Origin of the sequence: Mycobacterium sp. 1164985.4, from assembly GCF_001668575.1 — a bacterium.
Lineage (GTDB): Bacteria > Actinomycetota > Actinomycetes > Mycobacteriales > Mycobacteriaceae > Mycobacterium.
Genome location: NZ_LZMD01000117.1, coordinates 1 through 23426, shown reverse-complemented (window position 1 = coordinate 23426; position 23426 = coordinate 1). Strand labels below are relative to the sequence as shown.

22 protein-coding genes are annotated in these 23426 nt (G+C 67.9%); 11 read left to right on the top strand and 11 right to left on the bottom strand.

Going from position 1 to position 23426, the window contains the following annotated elements; translation table 11 throughout:
• Positions 1–26 precede the first annotated feature (26 nt).
• Positions 27–836: a glutamate ABC transporter substrate-binding protein gene (locus tag A5650_RS26160; protein ID WP_067299136.1), complete on the bottom strand. Its 810-nt coding sequence runs from the start codon at positions 834–836 to the stop codon at positions 27–29.
• Positions 837–852: 16 nt separating this feature from the next.
• A complete protein-coding gene (locus A5650_RS26155) occupies positions 853–1581 on the bottom strand; it encodes an amino acid ABC transporter ATP-binding protein (protein ID WP_197501993.1) in 729 nt (242 codons plus the stop codon).
• 157 nt (positions 1582–1738) lie between these two features.
• On the opposite strand from A5650_RS26155, the gene miaB reads away from it, so the two are divergent.
• On the top strand, positions 1739–3292 hold the full coding sequence (miaB, locus tag A5650_RS26150) for a tRNA (N6-isopentenyl adenosine(37)-C2)-methylthiotransferase MiaB (protein WP_067299133.1): 1554 nt from the start codon (positions 1739–1741) through the stop codon (positions 3290–3292).
• Positions 3280–3918, top strand: a complete 639-nt coding sequence (locus A5650_RS26145) for an Rv2732c family membrane protein (protein WP_067299130.1) — start codon at positions 3280–3282, stop codon at positions 3916–3918. Before miaB ends, A5650_RS26145 begins: the two co-directional genes overlap by 13 nt.
• A gap of 100 nt (positions 3919–4018) precedes the next feature.
• On the opposite strand, the gene A5650_RS26140 is transcribed toward A5650_RS26145, so the two are convergent.
• Complete coding sequence (locus A5650_RS26140) at positions 4019–5350, bottom strand: DUF349 domain-containing protein (RefSeq protein ID WP_067299128.1); 1332 nt, start codon at positions 5348–5350, stop codon at positions 4019–4021.
• 161 nt (positions 5351–5511) lie between these two features.
• Here A5650_RS26140 and A5650_RS26135 point away from each other — a divergent pair, with 161 nt between their 5' ends.
• The 5 genes from A5650_RS26135 to hflX are packed head-to-tail and all read left to right on the top strand — an operon-like array spanning position 5512 to position 10368.
• Entirely contained in the window at positions 5512–6396 is an 885-nt protein-coding gene (locus A5650_RS26135) for a DMT family transporter (protein WP_067299126.1), read from the top strand.
• 10 nt (positions 6397–6406) lie between these two features.
• Positions 6407–7096, top strand: a complete 690-nt coding sequence (locus tag A5650_RS26130) for a class III extradiol ring-cleavage dioxygenase family protein (protein ID WP_067299146.1) — start codon at positions 6407–6409, stop codon at positions 7094–7096.
• A gap of 13 nt (positions 7097–7109) precedes the next feature.
• A complete protein-coding gene (gene miaA / locus A5650_RS26125; RefSeq protein WP_067299124.1) occupies positions 7110–8030 on the top strand; it encodes a tRNA (adenosine(37)-N6)-dimethylallyltransferase MiaA in 921 nt (306 codons plus the stop codon).
• Between the two features lie 4 nt (positions 8031–8034).
• Positions 8035–8907 carry a diaminopimelate epimerase gene (dapF, locus tag A5650_RS26120; protein ID WP_067299122.1) on the top strand — a complete coding sequence of 291 codons (873 nt, stop codon included), beginning with the start codon at positions 8035–8037 and terminating at the stop codon, positions 8905–8907.
• Positions 8908–8952: 45 nt separating this feature from the next.
• Positions 8953–10368, top strand: coding sequence for a GTPase HflX (hflX, locus tag A5650_RS26115; protein ID WP_156744360.1), 1416 nt, complete (start codon positions 8953–8955; stop codon positions 10366–10368).
• A 72-nt stretch (positions 10369–10440) separates the two neighbouring features.
• Here hflX and mbp1 read toward each other — a convergent pair whose 3' ends face one another.
• The 3 genes from mbp1 to A5650_RS26100 form a co-directional block, all read right to left on the bottom strand.
• A complete protein-coding gene (mbp1, locus tag A5650_RS26110) occupies positions 10441–10683 on the bottom strand; it encodes a microaggregate-binding protein 1 (RefSeq protein WP_067299118.1) in 243 nt (80 codons plus the stop codon).
• 122 nt (positions 10684–10805) lie between these two features.
• Complete coding sequence (locus tag A5650_RS26105) at positions 10806–11309, bottom strand: hypothetical protein (protein ID WP_067299116.1); 504 nt, start codon at positions 11307–11309, stop codon at positions 10806–10808.
• Positions 11306–13591, bottom strand: coding sequence for a molybdopterin guanine dinucleotide-containing S/N-oxide reductase (locus tag A5650_RS26100; protein WP_067299114.1), 2286 nt, complete (start codon positions 13589–13591; stop codon positions 11306–11308). Before A5650_RS26100 ends, A5650_RS26105 begins: the two co-directional genes overlap by 4 nt.
• Before the next feature lie 414 nt (positions 13592–14005).
• On the opposite strand from A5650_RS26100, the gene A5650_RS26095 reads away from it, so the two are divergent.
• Positions 14006–16114: an LGFP repeat-containing protein gene (locus A5650_RS26095; RefSeq protein ID WP_067299112.1), complete on the top strand. Its 2109-nt coding sequence runs from the start codon at positions 14006–14008 to the stop codon at positions 16112–16114.
• On the opposite strand, the gene lexA is transcribed toward A5650_RS26095, so the two are convergent.
• The gene (lexA, locus tag A5650_RS26090) at positions 16111–16806 is read right to left on the bottom strand and encodes a transcriptional repressor LexA (RefSeq protein WP_067299110.1); all 696 of its coding nucleotides are present in this window, start codon (positions 16804–16806) and stop codon (positions 16111–16113) included. The two genes, A5650_RS26095 and lexA, sit on opposite strands and share 4 nt — an antisense overlap.
• A gap of 208 nt (positions 16807–17014) precedes the next feature.
• Here lexA and A5650_RS26085 point away from each other — a divergent pair, with 208 nt between their 5' ends.
• Both A5650_RS26085 and nrdR read left to right on the top strand, forming a co-directional pair.
• On the top strand, positions 17015–17467 hold the full coding sequence (locus tag A5650_RS26085; RefSeq protein ID WP_067299145.1) for a LysM peptidoglycan-binding domain-containing protein: 453 nt from the start codon (positions 17015–17017) through the stop codon (positions 17465–17467).
• A 158-nt stretch (positions 17468–17625) separates the two neighbouring features.
• Positions 17626–18096 (top strand): transcriptional regulator NrdR, encoded by a 471-nt coding sequence (nrdR, locus tag A5650_RS26080; RefSeq protein WP_067299144.1) that lies wholly within the window; start codon positions 17626–17628, stop codon positions 18094–18096.
• Positions 18097–18132: 36 nt separating this feature from the next.
• Here the strand turns inward: nrdR and A5650_RS26075 are convergent, their stop codons facing one another.
• The 4 genes from A5650_RS26075 to sthA all read right to left on the bottom strand — a co-directional run bounded on the left by A5650_RS26075 (position 18133) and on the right by sthA (position 22495).
• Positions 18133–18819 (bottom strand): PhzF family phenazine biosynthesis protein, encoded by a 687-nt coding sequence (locus A5650_RS26075; protein ID WP_067299108.1) that lies wholly within the window; start codon positions 18817–18819, stop codon positions 18133–18135.
• Positions 18820–18876: 57 nt separating this feature from the next.
• Positions 18877–19899, bottom strand: a complete 1023-nt coding sequence (locus tag A5650_RS26070; RefSeq protein WP_067299106.1) for an alpha/beta fold hydrolase — start codon at positions 19897–19899, stop codon at positions 18877–18879.
• A 66-nt stretch (positions 19900–19965) separates the two neighbouring features.
• Positions 19966–20955: a proteasome assembly chaperone family protein gene (locus A5650_RS26065; protein ID WP_067299104.1), complete on the bottom strand. Its 990-nt coding sequence runs from the start codon at positions 20953–20955 to the stop codon at positions 19966–19968.
• Positions 20956–21088: 133 nt separating this feature from the next.
• Positions 21089–22495 carry a Si-specific NAD(P)(+) transhydrogenase gene (sthA, locus tag A5650_RS26060; protein ID WP_156744361.1) on the bottom strand — a complete coding sequence of 469 codons (1407 nt, stop codon included), beginning with the start codon at positions 22493–22495 and terminating at the stop codon, positions 21089–21091.
• 162 nt (positions 22496–22657) lie between these two features.
• Between sthA and A5650_RS26055 the strand changes: the two genes are divergently transcribed.
• Positions 22658–23426 (top strand): DUF4192 domain-containing protein (locus A5650_RS26055; protein ID WP_067299100.1); only part of this gene is annotated, 769 nt, incomplete at its 3' end.

Here is a 23426-nt window from a genome sequence, read left to right as displayed (position 1 = left end):
TCACCTCCTAGCGTGCCGGAGGCTGGTCAGCCCTGGTTGATCTGCGGCGGTTGCGGCGCGGGAATGCCGGCGGCCCCGAGGTTGTCGTCCCACGCCTTCTTCCAGGCGCCTTCCTGCTCCATCTTGGCGAGCGCGTCGTTGATCTGCGTTTGCAGCTCGGTATCGCCCTTTTTCAAACCGACTCCGTAACGTTCTTCGGAGAAGGTGCCGCCGACGACCTTGAATGCGCCAGGGCTCTGCGCCGCGTAGCCGGCGAGGATCACCTCGTCTGTGGTGACCGCGTCGATCGCGCCGTTCTTGAGCGCCTCGATGCACGCCGAGTACGTGTCGTACTGCTGCAGCTGCACACCGGGGAACTTGTCCTTGATCCGTTGCGCCGGTGTCGAACCCGAGACCGAACACAGCTTCTTGTTGTTATCGAGCGATGCCTCACCGGTGATGTCGGTGTTGTCCGCGCGCACCAGCAGGCTCTGTCCGGTGATCAGGTACGGGCCCGCGAAGTCGACCTTCTTCTGGCGCGCATCGGTGATCGAGTACGTCGCGACGATGTACTTCACCTGACCGTTCTGGATGAGCGTTTCGCGCTGACCGGAAGGTGCTTCCTTCCACTCGATCTTGTCCTCGGGATAGCCGAGTTGCTGCGCAACGTACTTCGCGACGTCGACGTCGAATCCGCTCAAAGTGCCGTCGGGGTTTCTCAGCCCCAGCCCGGGCTGATCGAACTTGGTGCCGATGACGATCTTGTCGCTGTCGTCACCACCGCAGGCCGTGGCCGCCAGTGGCAGCGCGATGGCGAGCGCAAGTGCCCCAACGAGGCGCTTGGAGATCGATGGCATACGAGATTCCTTTCGACTAATGGTGAAGGATCTTGCCGAGAAAGTCCTTGGCACGGTCGCTTTGCGGATTGGTGAAGAACTGGTCGGGGGTGGCCGCCTCGACGATCGCGCCGTCGGCCATGAACACGACCCGGTGGGCGGCGCCGCGGGCGAACCCCATCTCGTGCGTGACGACCAACATCGTCATGCCGTCTTTTGCCAGCGACGTCATCACGTTGAGCACTTCGTTGATCATCTCGGGGTCCAGCGCGCTGGTCGGCTCGTCGAACAGCATCACCTTCGGGTTCATCGCCAGCGACCGCGCAATCGCCACCCGCTGCTGCTGTCCGCCGGACAGTTGTGCCGGATACTTGTCCGCCTGATTCGCGATGCCTACCCGGTCGAGCAGTTCCATCGCCCGGTCGCGCGCCTCGGCCTTCGACTTCTTGCGCACCTTCATCGGCGCGAGCGTGACGTTGTCGAGGATCGTCTTGTGCGCGAACAGGTTGAAGGACTGAAACACCATGCCCACGTCGGACCGCAGCTGGGCGAGTCTGCGTCCCTCCTGCGGCAGCACCTCGCCGTCGATCGTGATGGTGCCCGAATCGATGGTCTCGAGCCGATTGATGGTGCGGCACAACGTCGACTTTCCCGAGCCCGACGGTCCCAACACCACGATCACCTCGCCGCGCGACACCTCGAGGTCGATGTCCTTGAGCACATGCAGGGTGCCGAAGTGTTTGTTCACTCCCGAGAGCGAGATCATGGGCACGGTCGACTGAGCCGGATCGACAACTTCCCCGTCCGACCCGCTGGTCTCCATGGGTGCAGACCTTACCGAGGGAAGGGCCTGCCTGCCCGGAACTCGCGAATCCGCCCGGACCGCCGGACCGGCCGGTCCGTACCATGGGGCCGTGACTTCGATGGTGACGCGGGACGGGACGGCCGGGCGGGCCGTTACCCCGCATGCAACCGACGAGTCCTCGAGTGAGTCGGCTACCGCGCGCACCTACCAGGTCCGCACGTACGGCTGCCAGATGAACGTGCACGACTCCGAGCGGCTCGCGGGCTTGCTGGAGGGCGCCGGGTATCAACGCGCCGCCGAGGGCGAGGACGCCGACGTGGTCGTGTTCAACACCTGCGCGGTGCGCGAGAACGCCGACAACAAGCTCTACGGCAACATCAGCCACCTGGCGCCGCGCAAACAGGCCAACCCCGACATGCAGATCGCCGTCGGCGGCTGCCTGGCGCAGAAAGACCGCGCAACGGTGCTGCGCCGGGCGCCGTGGGTCGACGTCGTTTTCGGCACGCACAACATCGGCTCGCTGCCCACGCTGCTCGAGCGGGCCCGGCACAACCGGGCCGCCCAGGTGGAGATCGTCGAGGCGCTGCAGGAATTTCCGTCCGCGCTGCCGGCCGCGCGCGAATCCGCTTACGCCGCTTGGGTGTCGGTGTCGGTGGGCTGTAACAACACCTGCACGTTCTGCATCGTGCCCGCCCTGCGCGGCAAGGAGGTCGACCGCAGGCCCGGCGACGTGCTCGCCGAGGTGCAGACGCTCGTCGACCAGGGTGTCCTGGAGATCACCCTGCTGGGCCAGAACGTCAACGCCTACGGCGTGTCCTTCGCCGATCCGGCCGAACAGCGGGACCGGGGCGCGTTCGCGAAGCTCCTGCGGGCCTGCGGGCGCATCGACGGACTCGAACGGGTGCGCTTCACCTCACCGCATCCCGCGGAGTTCACCGACGACGTGATCGCCGCGATGGCCGAGACGCCGAACGTGTGCCCGACGTTGCACATGCCGTTGCAGTCGGGTTCGGACCGCATCCTGAAGGCGATGCGGCGGTCCTACCGCGCCGAGCGCTACCTCGGCATCATCGACCGCGTCCGCGCCGCGATCCCGCACGCCGCGATCACCACCGACCTGATCGTCGGCTTTCCGGGGGAGACCGAGGACGACTTCCAGGCCACCCTGGACGTCGTCGCGCAGTCGCGGTTCGCCAGCGCGTTCACCTTCCAGTACTCCAAACGACCCGGTACCCCGGCCGCGGAGTTCCCCGGCCAGGTACCGAAAGACGTTGTCAGCGAACGCTATCAACGATTGATCGATCTGCAGGAGCGGATCTCCCTCGACGAGAACCGGGCGTTGGTCGGCAGCACGGTGGAGGTGCTGGTGGCTGCGGGTGAGGGTCGCAAGGACGCGACGACGGCCCGGATGTCGGGTCGGGCCCGCGACGGCCGGCTCGTGCATTTCAACCCGGAGCGACTCGACATCCGGCCCGGCGACGTCGTGACCACGACGGTGACCGGGGCCGCGCCGCACCATCTGATCGCGGATTCGGCCGTGCACACCCACCGTCGCACCCTGGCGGGTGACGCCCACGCCGAAGGCAGGCGCCCGCGCACCGGCGTCGGGCTGGGCATGCCGGGCATCGGCGCGCCGGCGACGCCCGTGACATCGACGGGATGCGCCCGGTGACCAGCCCCGACAACAACGGTTTCGAGGACTTCAAGGGCGATATCGAGGCCGCGGAGCGCCGCGTCGCACGGGAGATCGACCCCGGCGCGCGCGCCCTGGTGATCGCGATCGGGGTCTTCGTCCTGCTCGTGTCGTTCATTCTGCCGCACACCGGCGATGCCCGCGGTATCGATGTGCTCGTCGGCGGCGAAACCGCCACCCGCGAGGGAATCACGCTGCCGCTGCGCGTATTCGCTTGGCTGGTACTGGTATTCGGCGTTGGCTTCTCGATGCTCGCGCTGCTCACCAGGCGCTGGGCGCTGGCCTGGATCGCACTGGCCGGCTCGACCGTCGCGACGCTTCTGGGGCTCTTGGCGGTGTGGTCGCGTCAGACCGCCCCCGACCGCTACCCGGGACCGGGGATCGGGCTCGTCCTCGCGTGGATCGCGATCGCCGTGGTGACGTTTCACTGGGCCAGGGCGGTGTGGGCGCGCACCGCGCTGCAGCTGGCCGCCGAAGAGGAACGTCGCAAGGCGGTCGCCGAGAAGCAGAAGAAGGGTCTGCTCGACAACCTCGACGACCCCGACAAGCCCGAGGGTCCGGACACGCGGGACAAGCCGGACAAGCCGGACAAGCCGGGCGTCTAGCCCGACTCTGCAGTTCGCGAGATCTACACCAGGGTCGTGATCTCGGCGGATTCACAGCCCTGGTGTAGATCTCGCGAACAACTCGAACCTGCGAGCGCAGCTAGCGCGTCTTGCCGAGCGCCTCGGCGGCGGCATCCGCCCACTGCCGCCACTGCTCGGCGTTGGCGCGCGCCTCCGCGGCGTCCTTCTCGCGACCGGCGGCCGCGGCCTTCTCCGCCTGACGCTCGTATTGCTCGGCGCGGGCGCGGAACTGGTCGGCACGCGCCTGAGCCTCCGGGTCGACGCCGTGCGTGGGCGCCTCGCGGATCTTCTTCTCCACCGCGCGCAGGCGTCGCTCCAACTCGGGGCCCCGCTCGCGGGGCACCTTGCCGATGGCGTCCCACTTCTCGCCGATCACTCGCAGCGCGGCCCTGGCCGCGTCGAGGTCGGAGGTGTCGAGCTTCTCCGCCTCGGCCAGCAGGGCCTCCTTGGCCTCGGCGTTGGCGCGGAACTCCGCATCGCGCTCGGCGCTGACCGCGTTGCGCGCACCGAAGAACTGATCCTGGGCGGCCTTGAAGCGCTGCCACAGCGCGTCGTCGACGTCCTTGGCCGCGCGGCCGGCCGCCTTCCACTCGGTCAGCAGTTCACGGAACGCCGCGCTGGTCGGGCCCCAATCCGTCGAATCGGCCAGTTCCTCGGCGCGCACACACAGCGCCTCCTTGGCCTGACGGGCACCCGCGCGTTCGCGGTCCAGTTCGGCGAAATGCGAGCCTCGCCGCCGGTTGAACTGCTCGCGGGCCGCCGAGTAGCGCTGCCACAGCGCGTCGTCGGTCTTGCGGTCCAGACCGGTGATCGTGCGCCACTCGTCGAGGATCTCCCGCAGCCGGTCGCCCGCGGCCTTCCACTGCGTGGAGTTGGCGGCGATGTCCTCAGCCTCGGCGGCCAGCGCCTCCTTGCGGGCGGTCTGTGCTGCCCGAAGCTCCTCGCGCCGGGCCTTTTCGGCCTGCGCCGTCTCGTCGGCGTGCGTGATGATCGTCTGCAGCCGCTCGGCGATCGCGTCGACGTCGCCGAGCACGTGCGCGGTCGGCAGCGTTTCGGCCAGCGACTGGGCGGCGGCCTTGATCTTGCGGGCGTCGCCGGTACCGGTTTCGAGCCGGCTCTCCATCAGCGCGACCTCGGTCTGCAGGTCGTCGAAGCGCCTGCCGAAGTGCGCGTAGGCCGCCTCGGTATCGCCGGCCTGCCACGATCCGATGATTCGTTCGCCCGAGCCGGTGATCAGCCATACCGTGCCGTCGGGGTCGACGCGACCGAACCGGTGCGGGTCGCTCGATGGCGACGCGGCCACCGGCGGTATGGGTCGGCCCGGCCGCGGCACGGGTCCCGGACGCGGCGGCCCGGGCCGGGGAGCGGGTTTCGGCGCGGAGGACTGGCCCCCTGGCTGGCTGGTCGTCATGTCCGTAATCCTCGTGCCCTCCGCGGCGTGCCGCGTACCTGCCGCGCAACGCGGCGCCTGATCGCTGTCCGACGCTATTGAAACAGGTCCCCGGGGCACGTGCGCACAGCTTTCCGCGATGACCTGCCTAGGCTCGTGCGACAACCTACGGAAGGACTTCGATGGCAGGTGTCGGCGATGGGGTGGATCTGGCCGTCGTCTTCGCGCTCGGCGCCGCCGTTTTCATCGCGATCGGCGACGTGATCCACCAGCGGCAGGCCCACGAGGTCACCGACGAACCGGTCGGCCACCTCGAGCTGTTCACCCGACTGTTGCGCGACCGGCAGTGGTGGCTGGGCAGTTTCGTGGCCGCCGCCGGGTTCGGGCTGCAGGCCACCGCGCTCGGCCTGGGCTCGGTGCTGCTGGTCCAGGCGCTGCTGGTCACCTCGCTGCTGTTCGCCTTGCCGATCAATGCCCGGCTCTCGCACCGCAGGGTGACCCGGTGGCAGTGGATGTGGGCGGTGTTGCTGGCCGCATCGGTGGCGGTGATCGTGACCGTCGGCAACCCGACCGCCGGGCAGTCCCGGGCCTCCTGGGAGACCTGGACCGCGGTGGTCGTGGTGCTGGGGCCCGCGCTGGTGCTGTGCGTCATCGGGGCCAACCTCTGGAAGGGACCGGTGAGCGCGGTGCTGCTGGCGCTGGTGTCCGGGGCGCTGTGGGGGCTGTTCGCGGTGCTGACCAAGGGCGTCGTCGACCGTCTCGACGACGGGCTGGAAGCCGTGCTGCGGACTCCCGAGCTCTACGTCTGGGCGGCCGTGGCGGTGGCGGGCACGGCGTGGCAGCAGGCGTCGTTCCGCGCCGGGTCGTTGACCGCGTCCTTGCCGACTATGACCGTGGCCGAACCGGTGGTCGCGTCGGTGCTCGGCGTCGTTGTGCTCGGCGAGATGCTGCGGCCGGGCGAGGCCGGTCTGCTCACGTTGATCGTCGCGGTGGGGGTGATGGTGGTTTCGACGGCCGCGCTGGCCCGCAGTGAAGCCGCCACCGCCGCCCAGCCCGCACCGCATTAGCGTGGACGGTGTGCTGAGCGCCATCGCGATCGTCCCGTCGGCACCGGTCATGGTGCCCGAACTCGCCGCAGGCGCCGCACCCGAGCTGGCCGATCTGCGCGACGCCGTGTTCACGGCCGTGGCCGGGCTTCCGTCGCGCTGGATCGCCGTCGGGGTGGGGCGCTCGGATCAGAGTTTCGGTCCCCACCACAGCGGGACGTTCGCGGGTTACGGCGTCGACGTGCGGGTCACGCTGTCCGCCGAGGCCGCAGGCGACCCGATCGCGTTGCCGCTGTGCGCGCTGATCGCCGGCTGGGTGCGCGGTGCGGCCCGCGCTGAGGCGTCCGTCGAGGCGCGGGTGTTCGCCGATGACCACGGCGTCGCCGCCGCGCTGGCCCGCGGCGAGCGGTTACGCGCCGAGATCGACGACGCCGGCGACGCCGTCGGGGTGCTCGTCGTCGCCGACGGCTCCAACACGCTGACACCGGCCGCGCCGGGAGGCTTCGACCCCGACTCCGTCCCCGAACAGGCCGCGCTGGACGACGCGCTGGCCGGCGGCCGGACCGCGCCGCTCACCCGGCTGCCCGACGCCGTGGTCGGCCGGGTCGCGTATCAGGTGCTGGCCGGCCTCGTCGGCGCGGGACCCCGGTCGGCCAAGGAGCTGTACCGCGGCGCACCCTACGGCGTCGGCTACTTCGCCGGTCTCTGGCAGCCGCGATGAGCACACGCCCACGATGACGCGTCCGATCGCGGTCATCGGACCGACCGGGACCGGCAAATCGGCGCTGGCGTTGGACGTCGCCGAGAGATTGAGCAGCGAGGTCGGCGCTGAGATTGTGAATGCCGACGCCATGCAGATGTACCGCGGCATGGACATCGGAACCGCGAAGTTGACGGTCGAAGAGCGTCGCGGAATCCCGCACCACCAGCTCGACGTCCTGGAGGTGACGGAGACCGCGAGCGTGGCCCGCTACCAGCAATCGGCCGCCGTCGACGTCGAAGCCATCCTCGGACGCGGCGCGGTCCCCGTCGTCGTGGGCGGGTCGATGATGTACGTCCAATCGCTGCTCGACAACTGGACCTTCCCGGCCACCGACCCGGCCGTCCGCGCCCGCTTCGAGCAGCGGCTCGCCGAAATCGGGCCGGCGGCCCTGCACCGGGAACTGGCGCGCGTGGACGCCGATGCCGCCGCCTCCATCCAACCGACGGACGGCCGACGCATCGTGCGTGCGCTCGAGGTGGTCGAACTGACCGGTCGGACGTTCGCCGCCTCGTTTCCCGCCATCGGCGCACCGCGCTGGGATACCGCCATCATCGGACTAGATTGGGACACAACACATCTCGATGATCGCCTGGCGCAACGCACCGACAAGATGTTCGCCGACGGACTGGTCGACGAGGTGCGTACGCTGTTGGAATGCGGACTGCGCGACGGGGTCACCGCCTCACGGGCGCTGGGTTACGCGCAGGTGCTCGCCGACCTCGACGCCGGCGGCGACGGGTCCGCGGCGCGCGAGCCGACGTTCGTCGGCACCCGCCGCTACGTGCGCCGGCAGCGGTCCTGGTTTCGCCGCGACCACCGCATCGTGTGGCTGGACGGCGCCGGCCCGGGCCTCGTCGACGAGACGCTGCGGGTGTGGCGGGACGTACCCTGAACACGTGAGGTTCGCCAAGGGACACGGCACGCAGAACGATTTCGTGCTGCTGCCCGACCTCGACTTCGAGCTGACGCTGGCGCCGGCGGTCGTGACGGCGCTGTGCGACCGGCGCCGCGGACTGGGCGCCGACGGTGTGCTGCGCGTGACCACTGCGGCGGCCGCACAGCGGGCCGGGCTGTTCCCACAACTGCCGGAGGGCGTTGGGAGCGAGAACTGGTACATGGACTATCGCAACGCCGACGGATCGATCGCGCAGATGTGCGGCAACGGGGTTCGGGTGTTCGCGCACTACCTGCGGGCCAGCGGCCTGGAGAGCCGCGACGAGTTCGTCGTCGGGTCGCTCGCTGGTCCGCGGCCGGTGGTGCTGCACCACTGGGACGCGACGAACGCCGACGTGACCGTCGAGATGGGCAAGGTGAACCAGCTGGGCACCGGCGAGGCCATCGTCGGCGGCCGACCATTCGCGGGCATGGCCGTCGACGTCGGCAACCCCCACCTGGCCTGCGTCGATCCCGACCTGACACGCGAGGAGTTGTCCGCGCTGGACGTCGGGGCGCCGGTGTCCTTCGACACCACCCAGTTCCCGGAGGGCGTGAACATCGAGGTGCTGACCGCCCCCGTCGACGGCGCGGTGTCGATGCGTGTGCACGAACGCGGCGTCGGTGAGACCCGGTCGTGCGGGACGGGCACCGTCGCGGCCGCGGTCGCCGCGCTGGCGTACTCCGGTGCTGCCACGGGAAGCCTCGACGTTCGGATCCCCGGCGGTGAAGTCTCGGTCACCGTCACCGACGCCAGCAGTTTTCTGCGCGGCCCGTCGATCCTGGTGGCGCACGGGGAGTTGTCCGAGGAATGGTGGAGCGTTGCGCAACGTTAATTGGGGGGCATGAAAAGTGATCTCCGTGCGAATCTTTATTCGCCTATGACGTATCCCGATTCCCCCATTCGCACCACCCCGAGCGCGGGTGAGCTGGCCCTCGAAGACCGCACGGCGTTGCGCCGTGTGGCCGGTCTGTCGACTGAGCTCGCCGACGTCTCCGAGGTCGAATACCGCCAACTCCGCCTGGAGCGCGTGGTGCTGGTCGGGGTGTGGACCGAAGGCAGCGCGGCCGACGCCGAGGCGAGCCTGGCCGAACTGGCCGCGCTCGCCGAGACCGCGGGTTCAGAAGTCCTCGAAGGTGTGATCCAGCGCCGCGACAAGCCGGACGCTTCCACCTACATCGGCTCGGGCAAGGCCGCCGAGCTCCGCGAGATCGTGCTCGCGACGGGTGCCGACACCGTGATCTGCGACGGTGAGCTCAGCCCCGCCCAGCTGACGGCGCTGGAGAAGGCGGTCAAGGTCAAGGTCATCGACCGCACCGCGCTCATCCTCGACATCTTCGCCCAGCACGCGACCAGCCGGGAGGGCAAGGCGCAGGTCACCTTGGCCCAGATGGAGTACATGTTGCCGCGGCTGCGCGGCTGGGGCGAGTCGATGTCCCGTCAGGCGGGCGGCCGCGCCGGCGGCGCCGGCGGCGGCGTGGGCACGCGCGGTCCCGGTGAGACCAAGATCGAGACCGACCGCCGTCGCATCCGCGAGCGGATGTCGAAGCTGCGCCGCGAGATCAAGGACATGAAGAAGATCCGCGACACCCAGCGAAGCGGACGGCGGCGCAGCGAGGTGCCCTCGGTCGCGATCGTCGGTTACACCAACGCGGGTAAGTCCAGTCTGCTCAACGCGCTTACCGGTGCGGGTGTCCTGGTGGAGAACGCGTTGTTTGCGACGCTCGAACCCACAACGCGCCGAGGCGAATTCGCCGACGGAAGACCGTTCGTGCTGACCGATACGGTCGGGTTCGTCCGCCACCTGCCGACACAGTTAGTCGAGGCGTTCCGCTCCACGCTGGAGGAGGTCGTCGACGCCGACCTGCTGGTTCACGTCGTCGACGGATCAGACGCCAATCCACTCGCGCAGATCAACGCCGTGCGCACGGTCGTCAACGAGGTGATAACTGAGAAGGACGGCAGTCGGGCACCGGAACTGTTGGTGGTCAACAAGATCGACGCTGCCGACGGTCTGACGCTGGCGCAGTTACGCCGCGCGCTGCCCGATGCGGTGTTCGTCTCGGCGCGCACCGGTGAGGGACTGGAGCGCCTGCAGCAGCGAATGGCCGAGCTGATCGTGCCGACCGACACGGTCGTCGACGTGACAATCCCGTACGAGCGCGGGGATCTCGTCAACCGCGTGCACGCCGACGGTCGCATCGACGCCACCGAGCACACCGCCGAGGGCACCCGGATCAAGGCCAGGGTGCCGGTTCCGCTGGCGGCTGCGCTGCGTGAATACGCGACGTTCTGACGTTTTCGAGCCATCGGAGCAGCGAAGAGGCGCAGAGGTGAGCGACCCCTGCGCCTCTCGCGACGGTGTTGGTTAGTCCTGCTCGGCCTCTTGACGCTTCTCGGCCGTCTTGGCCGCGGCTCGAGCACTTTCGGCCTCGGCTTCCTTCTGCGCGGCGTTGCGCTGCGCGTCTGCCTTGTCCTGTTGCGCCTGGCCCTCGCGGTACAGGTCATCTCGGCCGGCCACGGCGCCCAAAACCTCTTTGGCCTTGCCCTTCACGCCCTCAACGACGCCCTTGACGGCCTCTTCCGGCCCACTGTTGTTCTTGTCGGACACTGCGGCTTCCTCCTTGCCGGTCGAACGGTGTGTCGGTTCAATACCCGAAACGTCGTTTCGCTAATCGGACAATTGATGCGCCGGTGAGGCACCTCACAGCGGGCCGCGGATTGTGTGCGGCGCTAGCCGAGTTCGAAGACCTCCCTCGCGGGCTCAGCCATCACCTGCTGCGCGAGTTGCGCTTTCAAGTGGTCGAGCCGGTCTTCCTGCGATTGCGTCCGGTTTCCGGCACGGGCAAGGTCGATGAACTCGTCGGTGACGAACCCCGCGCGCAGCAGAAGCGTGGCCGTGCTGCCGGTGTGCTCGATCACGAAAACGAAGTCTTCGAGCAGGCGCCCGCGGTCACTTCGCACCAGCGAACGGTCGAGGACGTAGCGGTCGTCGGTGACGCCGCGCGTCACCGCCTCGAACGCGTCGCGGGCGCCCGGCCCGCGAAACGCTGTGCGCACCACGACGGATCGGCGTTCAGGCGGATCGCCAGTGCACACGACCGAGAACCCAAGCTCCATGGCCTTGAACGCGATCGCAACGCCGGCGGGGGAATGGCCACCGTGGTAACGATTGATGTCCTCGAAGGTGAACATGAGCGTTCGTCCCCGATCACGGACCACGAGAACGTCGTTCATCTCGGACCAATCACCGGCGGTTCGTGAGCCCGCACCGGCGGCGGCGCGCCGGTGTATTTCTCCACCTGCACCAGCACATGCGCACCTGTGCAACCGCGCGCAAGCGACGAAGTACCCGCATCGTCGGTGAGTACGTTGGGATTTCCGTGGGCGCACATGGAGTCCGGGTCGGTGGGGTCGCTGGGATCGAACCAGGCACCCGTCGCCAACTGCACGACGTCGGGCCGCAGGCTGTCATCGATCACCAATCCCGCCAGGCACGCACCGCGATCGTTGAACACCCGCACTACGTCGCCTTCGGTGAGACCACGGTCGACGGCGTTGCGCGGATGCATCCGGATGGGTTCGCGCTCCGCGACTTTCGATTTCTGACTGACCTCGCCGCCGTCCAACTGGCCGTGTAGCCGAGACGCCGGTTGATTGGCGAGCAGGTGCAGGGGATAGTCGGCCGCCCGTGGACCGCCCAGCCACTCGGCGGGTTCGTACCATTTCGGGTGTCCCGCGCAGTCTGCGTAGCCGAATCCGTCGATGTCGGCGGAGAAGATCTCGATCAGGCCGCTGGGAGTGCCGAGTCGGTGGGCGACCGGGTCGGCGCGGAAGTCCGCCAGCAGGGTCAATCCCTCTTTGACGGGTAGCCGCAACCGTCCGCGGCTCCAGAACTCGTCGAACGTCGGCACGCCGAAATCCAGTTCGGCGGCCCACTTGTCGTACAGATGGGCCAGCCACTGCCACGCAGTGCGACCCTCGGTGAACCGATCGCCGAAACCCAATCGGTCTGCCAGTGCGGCGAAAGTCGTGTAGTCGTCCCGTGATTCGGCGTATGGCTCGGCCAGTTTGGGCATTGCCATCAGCATCGGGTCGTTGCGGGACCCCGAAAAATCGTCGCGCTCGAACGACGTCGTCGACGGCACGACGATGTCGGCGTGTTTGGCCATTGCGGTCCAATACGGTTCGTGCACCACCAGGGTGTCGACGCGCCCCAGGGCCCGCCGCAGCCGGGGGATGTTCTGGTGGTGGTGAAACGGGTTACCGCCCGCCCAGTACACCAACCGGATGTCCGGGTAGACGAGGCGCCGGCCGTTGTAGTCGAACGGTTCGCCGGGGCGCAACAACAGATCGCTGATGGCGGCCACGGGGATGAACGACCGCACGGGGTTGATGCCCTGCGGCAGCTTCGGCAGTCCGCACTGCAGCGGCGGCAGGCCGGGCTCGTTCATGGAGCCGTAACCGTGCCCGAATCCGCCGCCGGGAACACCGATCTGCCCCAGCATCGCGGCCAGCGTCAAACCCATCCACGGCGCTTGTTCGCCGTACCGCACTCGCTGCAACGACCAGCTGACGGTGACGATCGTGCGGTGCTCGGACATCCGCCGAGCCAGCCGGGCGATGTCGTCGGCCGCGATGCCGGAGATCGCCGACGCCCACCGCGGAGTCTTCGGCACACCGTCGTCGGCCCCGAGCAGATACTGCTCGAACCGTTCGTAACCGGTGCAGTAGGTGCTCAGGAAGTTTCGGTCGGCGAGTCTCTGGGTCGCGAGTACGTACGCGAGCGCCAGCATGATCGCCACATCGGTTCCGGGCACCGGCGCGAACCATTCGCATTCTCCGTCGACGTCGTCGCGCAGCGGTGAGAACGACACGATCTGCCCGCCACGGGCGCGGTACCGCCGCAGCGCATCTCGCGCCGGATGAGCGGTGGTGCCGCCGTGGTTGATCGACGTGTTCTTCAGCGACAACCCACCGAAGCACACGAGAAGCTCGGTGTGCTCGACGATGACCTCCCAGGAGGTCGACCGCTTGAACAGGTCGTCGTGCGTGCCGACGACGCGCGGCATGATCACCCCTGTCGCACCGAGGCTGTAGGAGTGCCGGGAAAACGTGTATCCGCCAAGGAGGTTCAGGAACCGGTGCACCTGGCTCTGGGCGTGGTGGAACCGGCCTGCACTGGACCAACCGTACGAGCCGCCGAATATCGCCTCGTTCCCGTGCGAATCGACGACGCGGCGCAGTTCATCGGCGAGCAGTTCGGTCAACTCGTCCCATGTCACGGCGACGAATTCATCGTTCCCGCGCCGCGTGGTCGTACCCGGCCCGTCGCGCAACCAACCCCGGCGAACGGCGGGTGTTGCTATTCGTGCCCGGTGTCGAAGAGATCCGGGCAGATTGCCCAGCAGCGGTGAAGGGTCGGCGTCGCCCTCGAACGGACTGACCGTGGCGATGTCGCCGTCTCGCATCTCTGCGGCGAAGGCTCCCCAGTGCGTCAGGCTGACCGGGGCGGGCATGGCGTCAGTTTAGGTGCGGGCGGCCTGCGGTTCGGAAAGGGCCGGGTCGGCTTGAACGGCCTCAGCGATAGCGAATGGCATTCGCGCCGCAATCGCGCGCGCAAGTTGCATCGATCCGCTCAGACATTGCCTGGTGGCTACCGATATTTGTGTAAATACTCGGCGGCCGTCCGTCATTCTCGTCTCCGGTGTGCAAACTATTTGCGATGCGGTCACGGCAGATGTGGATGCAAATAGCCGGGGTGGCGCCGCGATTAATCGGGGCGGCACGGCGGGGTTATCCACAGCGAATGGAGTATCGCCAGGTATTTTCTTCCCAAGATCGGCGTGTTCGTTGGTTATTGGCGTCTGACGACAGATAGAGGACGGGTGCGAATTCTTCGAGCGAAATTTCGTGCCGACCCGGGAGGTCGAATGATCGGGCAGAACGGCCGGGGCACCTCGGTGTTGGGTCAAATGGCGATCGGCCTGCTCGTGGGCGCCGTCGCATTACTGCTGGCGCCGGTGGTGAGCGCGTCGCCGGAATCCGATGCGGCCAACGCCGCGATCACGGCGGCGTTCGACGCCAGCGGCGGCGACGGCGGCCCCCTGGGTCCACGGCAGGGCGACGTGTACGAGGTGGGCGACGGATTCGCGCAGAACTTCGCCGGCGGCAAGATCTTCTTCACCCCCGGTACCGGAGCGCACATCATGCGGGGCGCGATCCTGGAGAAGTACGAATCGCTGGGCGGCCCCGCCGACGGCGACCTCGGATTTCCCACCATGGACGACGGCCCCGGCCGTGCCCCGGACAGCTTCAACGTCACGTTCAGCGCCAGCGACAACCCGGTGATCTTCTGGACGCCCGACACCGGCGCGCGGGTGGTCCGCGGACCGATCAACGCAGCGTGGGACAAGTTGGGCGGATCAACCGGAACGCTCGGGGTGCCGGCCGACGACGAGTCGTACCGCGGTGATCTCGTCACCCAGAAGTTCACCGGCGGGGAGATCACCTACAACACTCGCGACAAGACGTTCACCACCGTGCCGCCCGATCTCGCGGAACAGTTGGCGGACCTGCAAGTACCGGGTGATGCCACGTCGGCGATCAATGCGGCGCGCCGTGCGGCAGGCGGCCCACTGGGGCCGCTCGGCGCCGCGGAAGGCCCCCCGTATCCGATCGGCAAAGACGGCCTCGGCCAGAACTTCGCCGGCGGCAAGATCTTCTACAGCCCGCAGACAGGCGCACGGGTCGTCACCGGTCAGGTCCTGGCCAAGTACGAAAGCCTCGGCGGCCCCGAAGGAGACCTCGGGTTCCCGGTCTCCAGCGAGAGCGACGGCGGATTGCCCACCGCCAGCCGCATGTCCCGCTTCGCCGCCGACGACAAGCCGGTGATCTTCTGGACGCCCGACTACGGCGCGGTACTGGTGCGCGGCGCGATGAGTGCGGCCTGGGACAAGCTCGACGGGGCGGAGGGCGCGCTCGGCGCGCCGATGGCCGACCAGACCGAGAAGGGTGACGTCGTCACGCAGCGGTTCAGCGGCGGGGTCGTCTCCTGGAATCGCAAGACCGGCGAGTTCAGCACCGAACCACCCAATCTGGCCGGGGAGCTGGCCGGCCTGGAGGTGCCTGCCGAGCAGAAGTCCGAGACGCCGGGCACTCAGCGCGCCTCGGATTCCGGCGGTGACAGGAACTGGTTCACCTTCAGCTGGTGGTGGCTGCTGGCGATCGTGCCGGTGATCGTGCTGCTCGGCCTGGTCGCGTTCGCGACGATGCGCAACAGGCGCCGCCCTGATGTCGATCGCATCGATCGCCCGGGAGCGGTCGACGGCCGGTACGATGACACGTACGGCTCCGAGGCCGAACACGCTTACAGCACACCGGGTTCGGACGAACACTTGTCAAACGGTGTTGACCCGTCGGCCGCGATGTTCGGTGAGCGATACGCCACAGAGGGTTTGGGGGCGCTTTCCGCACCGGGGGAGTCGGCCGACTCGCCGGGTAGCCCTTGGGAGGCGCCGTTCCAGAGCTTCGGCGAGACTTCGGAATCAGCTGGCGTCGGTGAAGACGAAGAGGACCCCGACAACGTCGACACTGCGCCTACACGCATCCCGGCTTCGGAAGCTGCGATCGCCGCGGGGCGCCTGACCGCCGACCACGACGAGACGACCGGCGAGCACGATGAGCCCGAGGAATTCGATACCTCGGCCGAAGACCTCGATGTCGCCGAAGACGTCGATGTCGCCGAAGAGGTCGATGTCCTGGCCGAGCCGAGTGAACCCGCACCGCGACAATGGGATTCGTTGACCGACACGGGCCGCCACGCACGGATCGTCATCGACGAGCCCGAGGTACCCAGCCCCGCCTTCCGGTTGCCGGTCGGCGATTCAGGGGAGGCGCCCGAGGGATATCCGATCAAGGCGGACACCCAGTCGGGTCGCTATTGGCTGCCCACCGCCGCCGACTACGACGACGTGCACGCCGAGATCTGGTTCTCCAGCGAGGAATTCGCCCGGACGAACGGATTCGTCCGCGCCGACTAGATCTTCCGGATGACTGTGACGACCTTGCCCAGCACCGCGGCGTCGTTACCGGGGATCGGATCGAACGCCGGATTGTGCGGCATCAGCCAGACCTGACCGCGCGTGCGTTTGAACGTCTTGACCGTGGCTTCGCCGTCGATCATCGCGGCCACGATGTCGCCGTTGTCGGCGACGTTCTGCTGACGCACGACCACCCAGTCGCCGTCGCAGATTGCGGCGTCCACCATGGAGTCGCCGACGACCTTGAGCAGGAACAACGAGCCTTCGCCGACCAGTTCGCGCGGCAACGGGAAGACGTCCTCGACGGCCTCCTCGGCCAGAATCGGCCCGCCGGCGGCGATGCGTCCCAGCACAGGCACGAACGTCGGCTCCGGTAGCGCGTCGGAACCGGCGACATCGGTGGCGACGGTCGGCGTCACGTGGTCGTCGGCGCCGCGGACGTCGACGGCGCGCGGCCGGTTGGGGTCGCGGCGCAGATAGCCCTTGCGCTCCAACGTGCGCAGCTGGTGGGCGACCGAAGAGGTGGAGGTCAGTCCGACCGCGTCGCCGATCTCCCTGATGCTCGGGGGATAGCCGCGACTGGTGACCGAGGCGCGGATCACGTCGAGGATGGTGCGCTGGCGTTCGGTGAGCCCCGGGTCCAGGGTTCGGGCCCCGCCTGCGCCTTCCGGGTTATCGCTGCTCGAGTCCATGCCGCCGAATGTAACCCGCGCAATCCGATTAATCAAACATTTGTTCGAGGCGTGTTGCCTCGTAGGGCCTGCGCGATCGTGGAGCGATTTTTTGTCGGTGGGTCCATTTATCGTTTCACAACAGTTCGATCACACGTTCTATCTTTCGAACATGTGAGCGAGTATGTTCGAACACAAGAGCGAAGGCAGCGGACCGGAAGGCAGGAAGATGACCGTTCTCGACACCCATGAATTTCAGCCCACGCGCGTGGTCACCACCGGTTACCGGCCGGTTCGCGCCCGTCGGCGGCCCGCAACGGTTCGACCGGCGGGGGCGGCGGTGCGTTATCGCGGAACCGGCGTGATGATGTCGCGTGCCTCGCACCGGCGTCGGCCGATCACCCCGGTCACCACGGTGCTGCTGTCCTTGGTGGCTGCGGGGATCACGGTGTGGCTCGGCCTCGTCGCACAGTTCGGCGGCGTGGTGGGAAGTACCTCGGCCGCGGTGCCGAGCCGGCTCGCGGTGGTGCAGGTCCAGTCCGGGGAGAGTCTGCAGCAGGTGGCACTGCGGGTGGCACCCGACGCTCCCGTCGGCCAGGTGATGGACCGAATCCGCGAGCTCAACCAGCTCGACTCGTCGTCGGTTGATGCCGGGCAGACGCTGATCGCCCCGGTCGGCTGACGTCAGGTCGCCGGCAAACGACTTGGTGCGCAGACGTGTTCACCGACAGATCGTTCGACTACGTGCCGTTCAGCGCGGTGCTGGGCCATCGCAACCCGTCGCAGGTACGCTCGGAGAGGTTCGAGTTGGTCGTTTGTTGGCGCGGCGAAGGAGCGGTGATGCACTGTCCGTTCTGCCGTCACCCGGATTCGCGCGTGGTGGACTCGCGTGAGACCGATGAGGGCCAGGCCATCCGGCGCCGCCGGTCCTGTCCGGAATGCGGTCGTCGGTTCACCACGGTGGAGACCGCCGTCCTGGCCGTCGTCAAGCGCAGCGGCGTCACGGAGCCGTTCAGCCGCGAGAAGGTCATCAAAGGAGTACGCCGGGCCTGCCAGGGCAGCCAGGTCGACGAGGACGCGCTGAACCTGCTGGCCCAGCAGGTTGAGGACACCGTGCGCGCCTCGGGGTCGCCCGAGGTGCCCAGCCACGAAGTCGGCCTCGCCATCCTCGGGCCGCTACGCGATCTCGACGAGGTCGCCTACCTGCGCTTCGCGTCGGTGTACCGCGGGTTCACGTCGGCCGAGGACTTCGAGCGGGAGATCGAGGATCTGCGGGCGCATCGAAACTCGCCCCAACCGACGGCCAGCTGAGACGAGGCTGCCTGACAACTCACCGTGACGTGTCGGTCAGTCGATCTGCTTGACGCCGTCGTTGACCACGCGACCGGCGACACGCACCCAGCCCTCGGGGCTCCAATCCGTGTAGATGTGTGAACCCTTGCCCTGCACGATCCTCAGGTCGCGACTCAAGTAGTCGGTGATCCGCACGGCGGCGGCGCCAGTGGCTTCGTCTTCGGGCACACCGAGGTCGGTCGCGAACATTCGGGACCGCAGCTCACCCTTGTCCCTGTCGGTCCACGTCCACACGTAGTGGTTGATGTCGTCGGGATAATCCGACGGGTCGAGGGCCAGAAGCTCGTCCACCGAGCCAATGTCGTGGATGGCGAATTCGGGTGCCCACTCTGCGCGGGCTTGAACGGAGGTGAGGTCGTCGCTGTAGGCGATCTGGACGATGCCGGCGGGAACGCGCAAGGTGTGCACGGGTGCGCCGTGCTCGCGGAGCCACCACGCCGCGCCGACAGTGGGATGTCCAGCGAAGGGCAGTTCGACGGCCGGCGTGTAGATGCGTGCGTGTGCTGTGTTCGTGCCAGGGGCCGGCAGATCGACGAATATGGTTTCGCTGTAACCCAATTGGGTTGCTATCCGCTGGTGATCACTCGAGTCGACGGTGCCGGCGTCGACGACACCTAGAGGGTTTCCGTGGTTGCCGTCAGGGTCGGTGAAGACCCGCAGCACCGTCACGTCGATGGCCATGGGGCCGATGCTACTTGCTATCGGCGTGGCGGTGGCGCGGTCGCGGCGGCGGGGAGATCAGGTCGCGCTGCGCTCGTCGGTGCCCATCGCGTCGAGCACCGCGACCCGCGTGTCGGCCGAACCGGAGATCGTGTTCTCGGTGATTCCCGCCCGCAACAGCCCGCGCAAGTACTCCTGGTCGTAGACCGCCGGTTCGGTGCCGTCGATGAACTTCTCGACCACCTCGACGAAGCGTTCGGGGTCGTCGTGGAACGGGAAATGGCCGGAGCCATCAAAGATTTCCAATTGCGACCCCGGCATCGCCGCGTGAGCCATCTGCGCGTGGCTGACGGGGATCACGGCGTCGCAGCTGCCCCAGATGAGCTGAACCGGAACCGATTGCGTCAGATAGCAGCGATCCAGCATGGTCACCACCTGGCCCCGCCAATCGACGACCGCGCGCAGCGTCCGCGCGAACGCCGAAGACGCCGTCGGCTCGGGAAGATCGTTGAGGATGCGCAACACCTGAGGCAGATCGCGACCGAGGCCGGTCGATCCGAACACCCCGCCGGCGACGCGACCCACCACCTGTAATGCGGGCAGCACAAACGGCAGCCGCAGCAGCGCCAGCGCCTCACTGCCCATCGGCAGAGATGCGAACCGCAGCGCAATGTTCACATCCCGTGTGACCCCGCCGGCACCGACGAGGATGAGCCGGTCGACGAGCTGGGGGAACTGGTAGGCGAATTGCATGGCCACCCCGCCGCCGAGCGAATGGCCGATCACGGTGACGTGATCGATGTCGAGCACGCTCAACAGGTCGCGCATTCCGTTGGCGTAGGCGGCGACCGAATAGTCCGCGCGGGGCTTGTCGGATTTGCCGTGGCCCAACAGGTCCGGCGCGATGACGGTAAACCGCTGAGCGAGCTTCGACTGGACCGTCTCCCACGTGGTGGAGTTGTCGCCGATGCCGTGGATCAGCAGGATCGCGGGCCCGGAGCCCGCCACGCGGTAGGCGCGCCGGTATCCATGGATGGTGCGAAACTGCAGGACGGGCGTCAGATCCCGCACGGGGCGAAGGTTCGGCTTTCGCGGCGCCATTGCGCCAACTTAGCGGGCCGCCGTCAACCTCGCGCCTCGAGTCGCCCATTCACCGGGCGACGTTCGTCATCCGGCGTCGTCGCCGTCCTCGAAGCGGTCCTTGCCCTTCTTCTCGGCCTGCTGGGCGAGGAACCGCTCGAACTCGGCGCCGAGCTCTTCGCCGCTGGGCAGGTCCTCGTCGCTGGCCAGCAGGGACCGGTTCTCCTGAGCCGCCATGTACGCGTCGTACTGGCGCTCGAGGGCCGCGACCACCTGCGCGACCTCGGGGCTCTGCTCGACCTGCTCGTTGATCTTTGTGAGCACCTCCGCGCCCGCCGCGACCAACGCATCGACCGGGAACTGCAGCGACGCATTCCTGGCGACCTCGGCCAGCAACGCCTCCGCCGCCGCGGGATAGTCGGTCTGCGCCAGATAGTGCGGCACGTGGACCGTGAAGCCGACGACCTCGTGGCCGTGCTGCGACATCCGGAACTCGAGCAGGTTGGACACGCTCGCGGGGACCTGCACCTCGCCAATCCACGGCTGGTGATCGGAGATCAGTTCCTTGTCGCTGGAGTGCGCGGTCATCGTGATGGGGCGGGTGTGCGGCACCGCCATCGGAATGGTGCCCAGGCCAACGACGCGACGCACACCGAGCTGTTCGGCCAGCAGCCGCACGGCGGTGATGAACCGCTCCCAACGCAGGTCCGGTTCCATGCCCGCCAGAAGCAGGAACGGGGTGCCGACGCTGTCACGCATCGCGTACAGGTTGAGCTCGGGGTCCTCGTAGTTGGTGAAATGGTCGGTCTTGAACGTCATCAACGGGCGCCGTGACCGGTAGTCGAGCAGCTCGTCGATCGCGAACGACGCCACCAACTCGGTATCGAGGGTGTCCTTCAGATGCTGGGCGGCCAGCCGGATGGCGTGCCCGGCATCGGAGAACCCTTCGAGGGCGTGAATGAGCACCGGCCCGCGGCCGTCCTTGGACGACAGCTGGGGCGCGGGGAACTCCAACTCGTACATGCCTGATTGGTCCGGCTGGTAGTGCTGCTCCGGATTACCAGCGTTGTCAGCCATGAGCCTCGCCTCCTCGCGGTGGTGCCAGACCGTGAACGTCTTCTTACACTGACAACTAGTCTCGCGCACGTTGCGTTCCCACTGCCGGGCATCCCATGCCCGAACCGACGAAATTGTTGCCCAGACCAGCCGGTCAGGTGCGGAACTGGCTTAGTGCGCGCAGCTTGTTCATCACGTCCAGCGCCGCGACCTTGTAAGCCTCGGAGAAGGTGGGGTAGTTGAACACAGCGTCGACGAGATATTCGACGGTGCCGCCGCAGCCCATCACCGCCTGGCCGATGTGCACCATCTCGGTGGCGCTGGTGCCGAAGATGTGCACGCCGAGCAGCTTGAGGTCGTCGGTGGACACCAGCAGCTTGAGCATGCCGTACGAGTCGCCGGCGATCTGGCCCCTGGCCAACTCGCGGTAGCGCGACACCCCGACTTCGTAGGGGATCGCGTTGCGGGTGAGTTCGACCTCGGTGGCCCCGACGTAGGACACCTCCGGGATCGAGTAGATGCCGATCGGCTGCAAGTCGGTCATGCCCTTGGCCGGCTCGCCGAATGCGTGATACGCCGCCAGTCTGCCCTGGTCCATCGACGTCGCGGCCAGTGCGGGGAAACCGATCACGTCGCCGACGGCGTAAATGTGGTCGACCTTGGTCTGAAAGTTGCTGTCGACGTCGATGCGGCCGCGCGCGTCGGTCTGAAGGCCCGCGTTCTCCAGGTCGAGGTGCTCGGTCTGGCCCTGCCTGCCTGCGGAGTACATCACCGTCTCGGCGGGGATCTGCTTACCGCTGGCCAGCGTCGTGACCGTGCCCGCGGCGCCGACGTCCACGGCGGTCACCTCCTCGCCGAACCGGAACGTCACCGCGAGGTCGCGCAGGTGGAATTTGAGCGCCTCGACGATCTCGGGGTCGCAAAAGTCGAGCATGTTGTCGCGTTTCTCCACGACGGTGACCTTGGTGCCGAGTGCCGCGAACATCGAGGCGTACTCGATGCCGATCACGCCGGCGCCGACCACGACCATCGTCGAGGGCAGCGACTTGAGGTCGAGGATCCCGTCGGAGTCCAGCACGCGGTCCTCGTCGAACTCGACTCCGGCCGGACGGGCCGGCTTTGTACCGGTGGCGATCATGATGTACTCGCCGCTGACCATGGTGCGCTCACCGCGGGTGGGTTCCTCGACCAGCACGGTGTGCGGGTCGATGAACCTGCCATGGCCCTGGATGAGGTCGATGCGGTTGCGCATGAGCTGCGAGCGGACGACGTCCTGCTCCTTGCCGATCACGTGGCTGGTGCGGGCGAGCAGGTCGGCGGGCGTGATCTTCTCCTTGACGCGGTAGCTCGCGCCGTACAGCTCGCGCTGGCTCATGCCGGTGAGGTAGACGACCGCCTCCCGAAGCGTCTTGGACGGGATGGTCCCGGTATTGACGCAGACGCCGCCCAGCATCCGGCCCCGCTCGACGACCGCGACCGTCTTACCGAGCTTGGCCGCGGCGATCGCCGCCTTCTGCCCACCGGGCCCCGAACCGATGACGACGAGGTCGTATTCGAGCATGGAAGCCATGGCAACAAGATGTACGCCGGTTAGACGATTTCCGCACGCCGACTGGCCTCAACCGAAGCCGAAATCATCCCCGACACGGGATTGATCCACAGCGGGGCGGACCTGGGCCGTCGATGGACGATCGCCGTCCGAGCGGGCGGGGAGGGTCGGCCCATGACGACCTCACCATCACCTGATTTCCACCTCGACCGTCCGGCGGTACTGATTGCCGCCCTGCCCGCAGTTCTCGGCTTCGTCCCGGAGAAGTCCCTCGTGCTCGTGACCGTGGACCGCGGCGCCCTGGGCTGCGTCATGCGGGTCGACCTCTCCGACGAGCTGCCCGAGTCGGTGGAGCACATCGCCGAGGTCGCCGCGTCCGCGCGACCGGACGCGGCGATTGCCGTCGTCGTGGACGAGGACGGCGCGGGCTGCCGGCTCTGCAACGACGAGTACCGCGAACTGGCCGCGATGCTGGCCTCCGCCCTCGCCGACCAGGGCATCGAATTGCTCGCCGCCCATGTCGTCGACCGGATCGCGGCCGGCGGGCGTTGGCACTGCGCCGACGGTTGCGGCGCGTCGGGCACCGTGGACGACCCGGCCGCGTCGCCGCTGGCCATGGCCGCTGTGCTGGACGGGCGCAGGCTCTACGCCCGGCGCGGCGAACTTCAGAACGTCATCGCGGTCACGGACCCCGCCCATGCGGACACGCTGGCTGTCCGCATCGATGATGCGCGAGCGGCACGAGCGAACGCCGACGCCTGCCGCGACATCGAGGCGGTGATGGCGGCCGCCGCCCGTGTCGCCGACGGCGACGCGTTGTCCGACGAGACGCTGGTCCGGATCGCGGCGGCTCTGACGGATCTGCAGGTCCGTGACACGCTCTACGCTCTCGCGGTCGGCGAGCGTGCGCCACAAGCCGAGGCGTTGTGGGCGGAGATGTCGC

Bases quoted from the DNA above. Each gene is read 5' to 3' on its own strand.
- A5650_RS26085 (WP_067299145.1), top strand. From the start codon at position 17,015: ATGACCGTTCTCGACACCCATGAATTTCAGCCCACGCGCGTGGTCACC.
- A5650_RS26070 (WP_067299106.1), bottom strand. From the start codon at position 19,899: ATGGCGCCGCGAAAGCCGAACCTTCGCCCCGTGCGGGATCTGACGCCC.
- A5650_RS26105 (WP_067299116.1), bottom strand. From the start codon at position 11,309: ATGAACGACGTTCTCGTGGTCCGTGATCGGGGACGAACGCTCATGTTC.
- A5650_RS26160 (WP_067299136.1), bottom strand. From the start codon at position 836: ATGCCATCGATCTCCAAGCGCCTCGTTGGGGCACTTGCGCTCGCCATC.
- lexA (WP_067299110.1), bottom strand. From the start codon at position 16,806: ATGGACTCGAGCAGCGATAACCCGGAAGGCGCAGGCGGGGCCCGAACC.
- miaB (WP_067299133.1), top strand. From the start codon at position 1,739: ATGGTGACGCGGGACGGGACGGCCGGGCGGGCCGTTACCCCGCATGCA.
- A5650_RS26095 (WP_067299112.1), top strand. From the start codon at position 14,006: ATGATCGGGCAGAACGGCCGGGGCACCTCGGTGTTGGGTCAAATGGCG.
- A5650_RS26100 (WP_067299114.1), bottom strand. From the start codon at position 13,591: ATGCCCGCCCCGGTCAGCCTGACGCACTGGGGAGCCTTCGCCGCAGAG.
- nrdR (WP_067299144.1), top strand. From the start codon at position 17,626: ATGCACTGTCCGTTCTGCCGTCACCCGGATTCGCGCGTGGTGGACTCG.
- A5650_RS26065 (WP_067299104.1), bottom strand. From the start codon at position 20,955: ATGGCTGACAACGCTGGTAATCCGGAGCAGCACTACCAGCCGGACCAA.
- sthA (WP_156744361.1), bottom strand. From the start codon at position 22,495: ATGCTCGAATACGACCTCGTCGTCATCGGTTCGGGGCCCGGTGGGCAG.
- A5650_RS26145 (WP_067299130.1), top strand. From the start codon at position 3,280: ATGCGCCCGGTGACCAGCCCCGACAACAACGGTTTCGAGGACTTCAAG.
- hflX (WP_156744360.1), top strand. From the start codon at position 8,953: ATGACGTATCCCGATTCCCCCATTCGCACCACCCCGAGCGCGGGTGAG.
- A5650_RS26135 (WP_067299126.1), top strand. From the start codon at position 5,512: ATGGCAGGTGTCGGCGATGGGGTGGATCTGGCCGTCGTCTTCGCGCTC.
- miaA (WP_067299124.1), top strand. From the start codon at position 7,110: ATGACGCGTCCGATCGCGGTCATCGGACCGACCGGGACCGGCAAATCG.
- A5650_RS26075 (WP_067299108.1), bottom strand. From the start codon at position 18,819: ATGGCCATCGACGTGACGGTGCTGCGGGTCTTCACCGACCCTGACGGC.
- A5650_RS26155 (WP_197501993.1), bottom strand. From the start codon at position 1,581: ATGATCTCGCTCTCGGGAGTGAACAAACACTTCGGCACCCTGCATGTG.
- A5650_RS26140 (WP_067299128.1), bottom strand. From the start codon at position 5,350: ATGACGACCAGCCAGCCAGGGGGCCAGTCCTCCGCGCCGAAACCCGCT.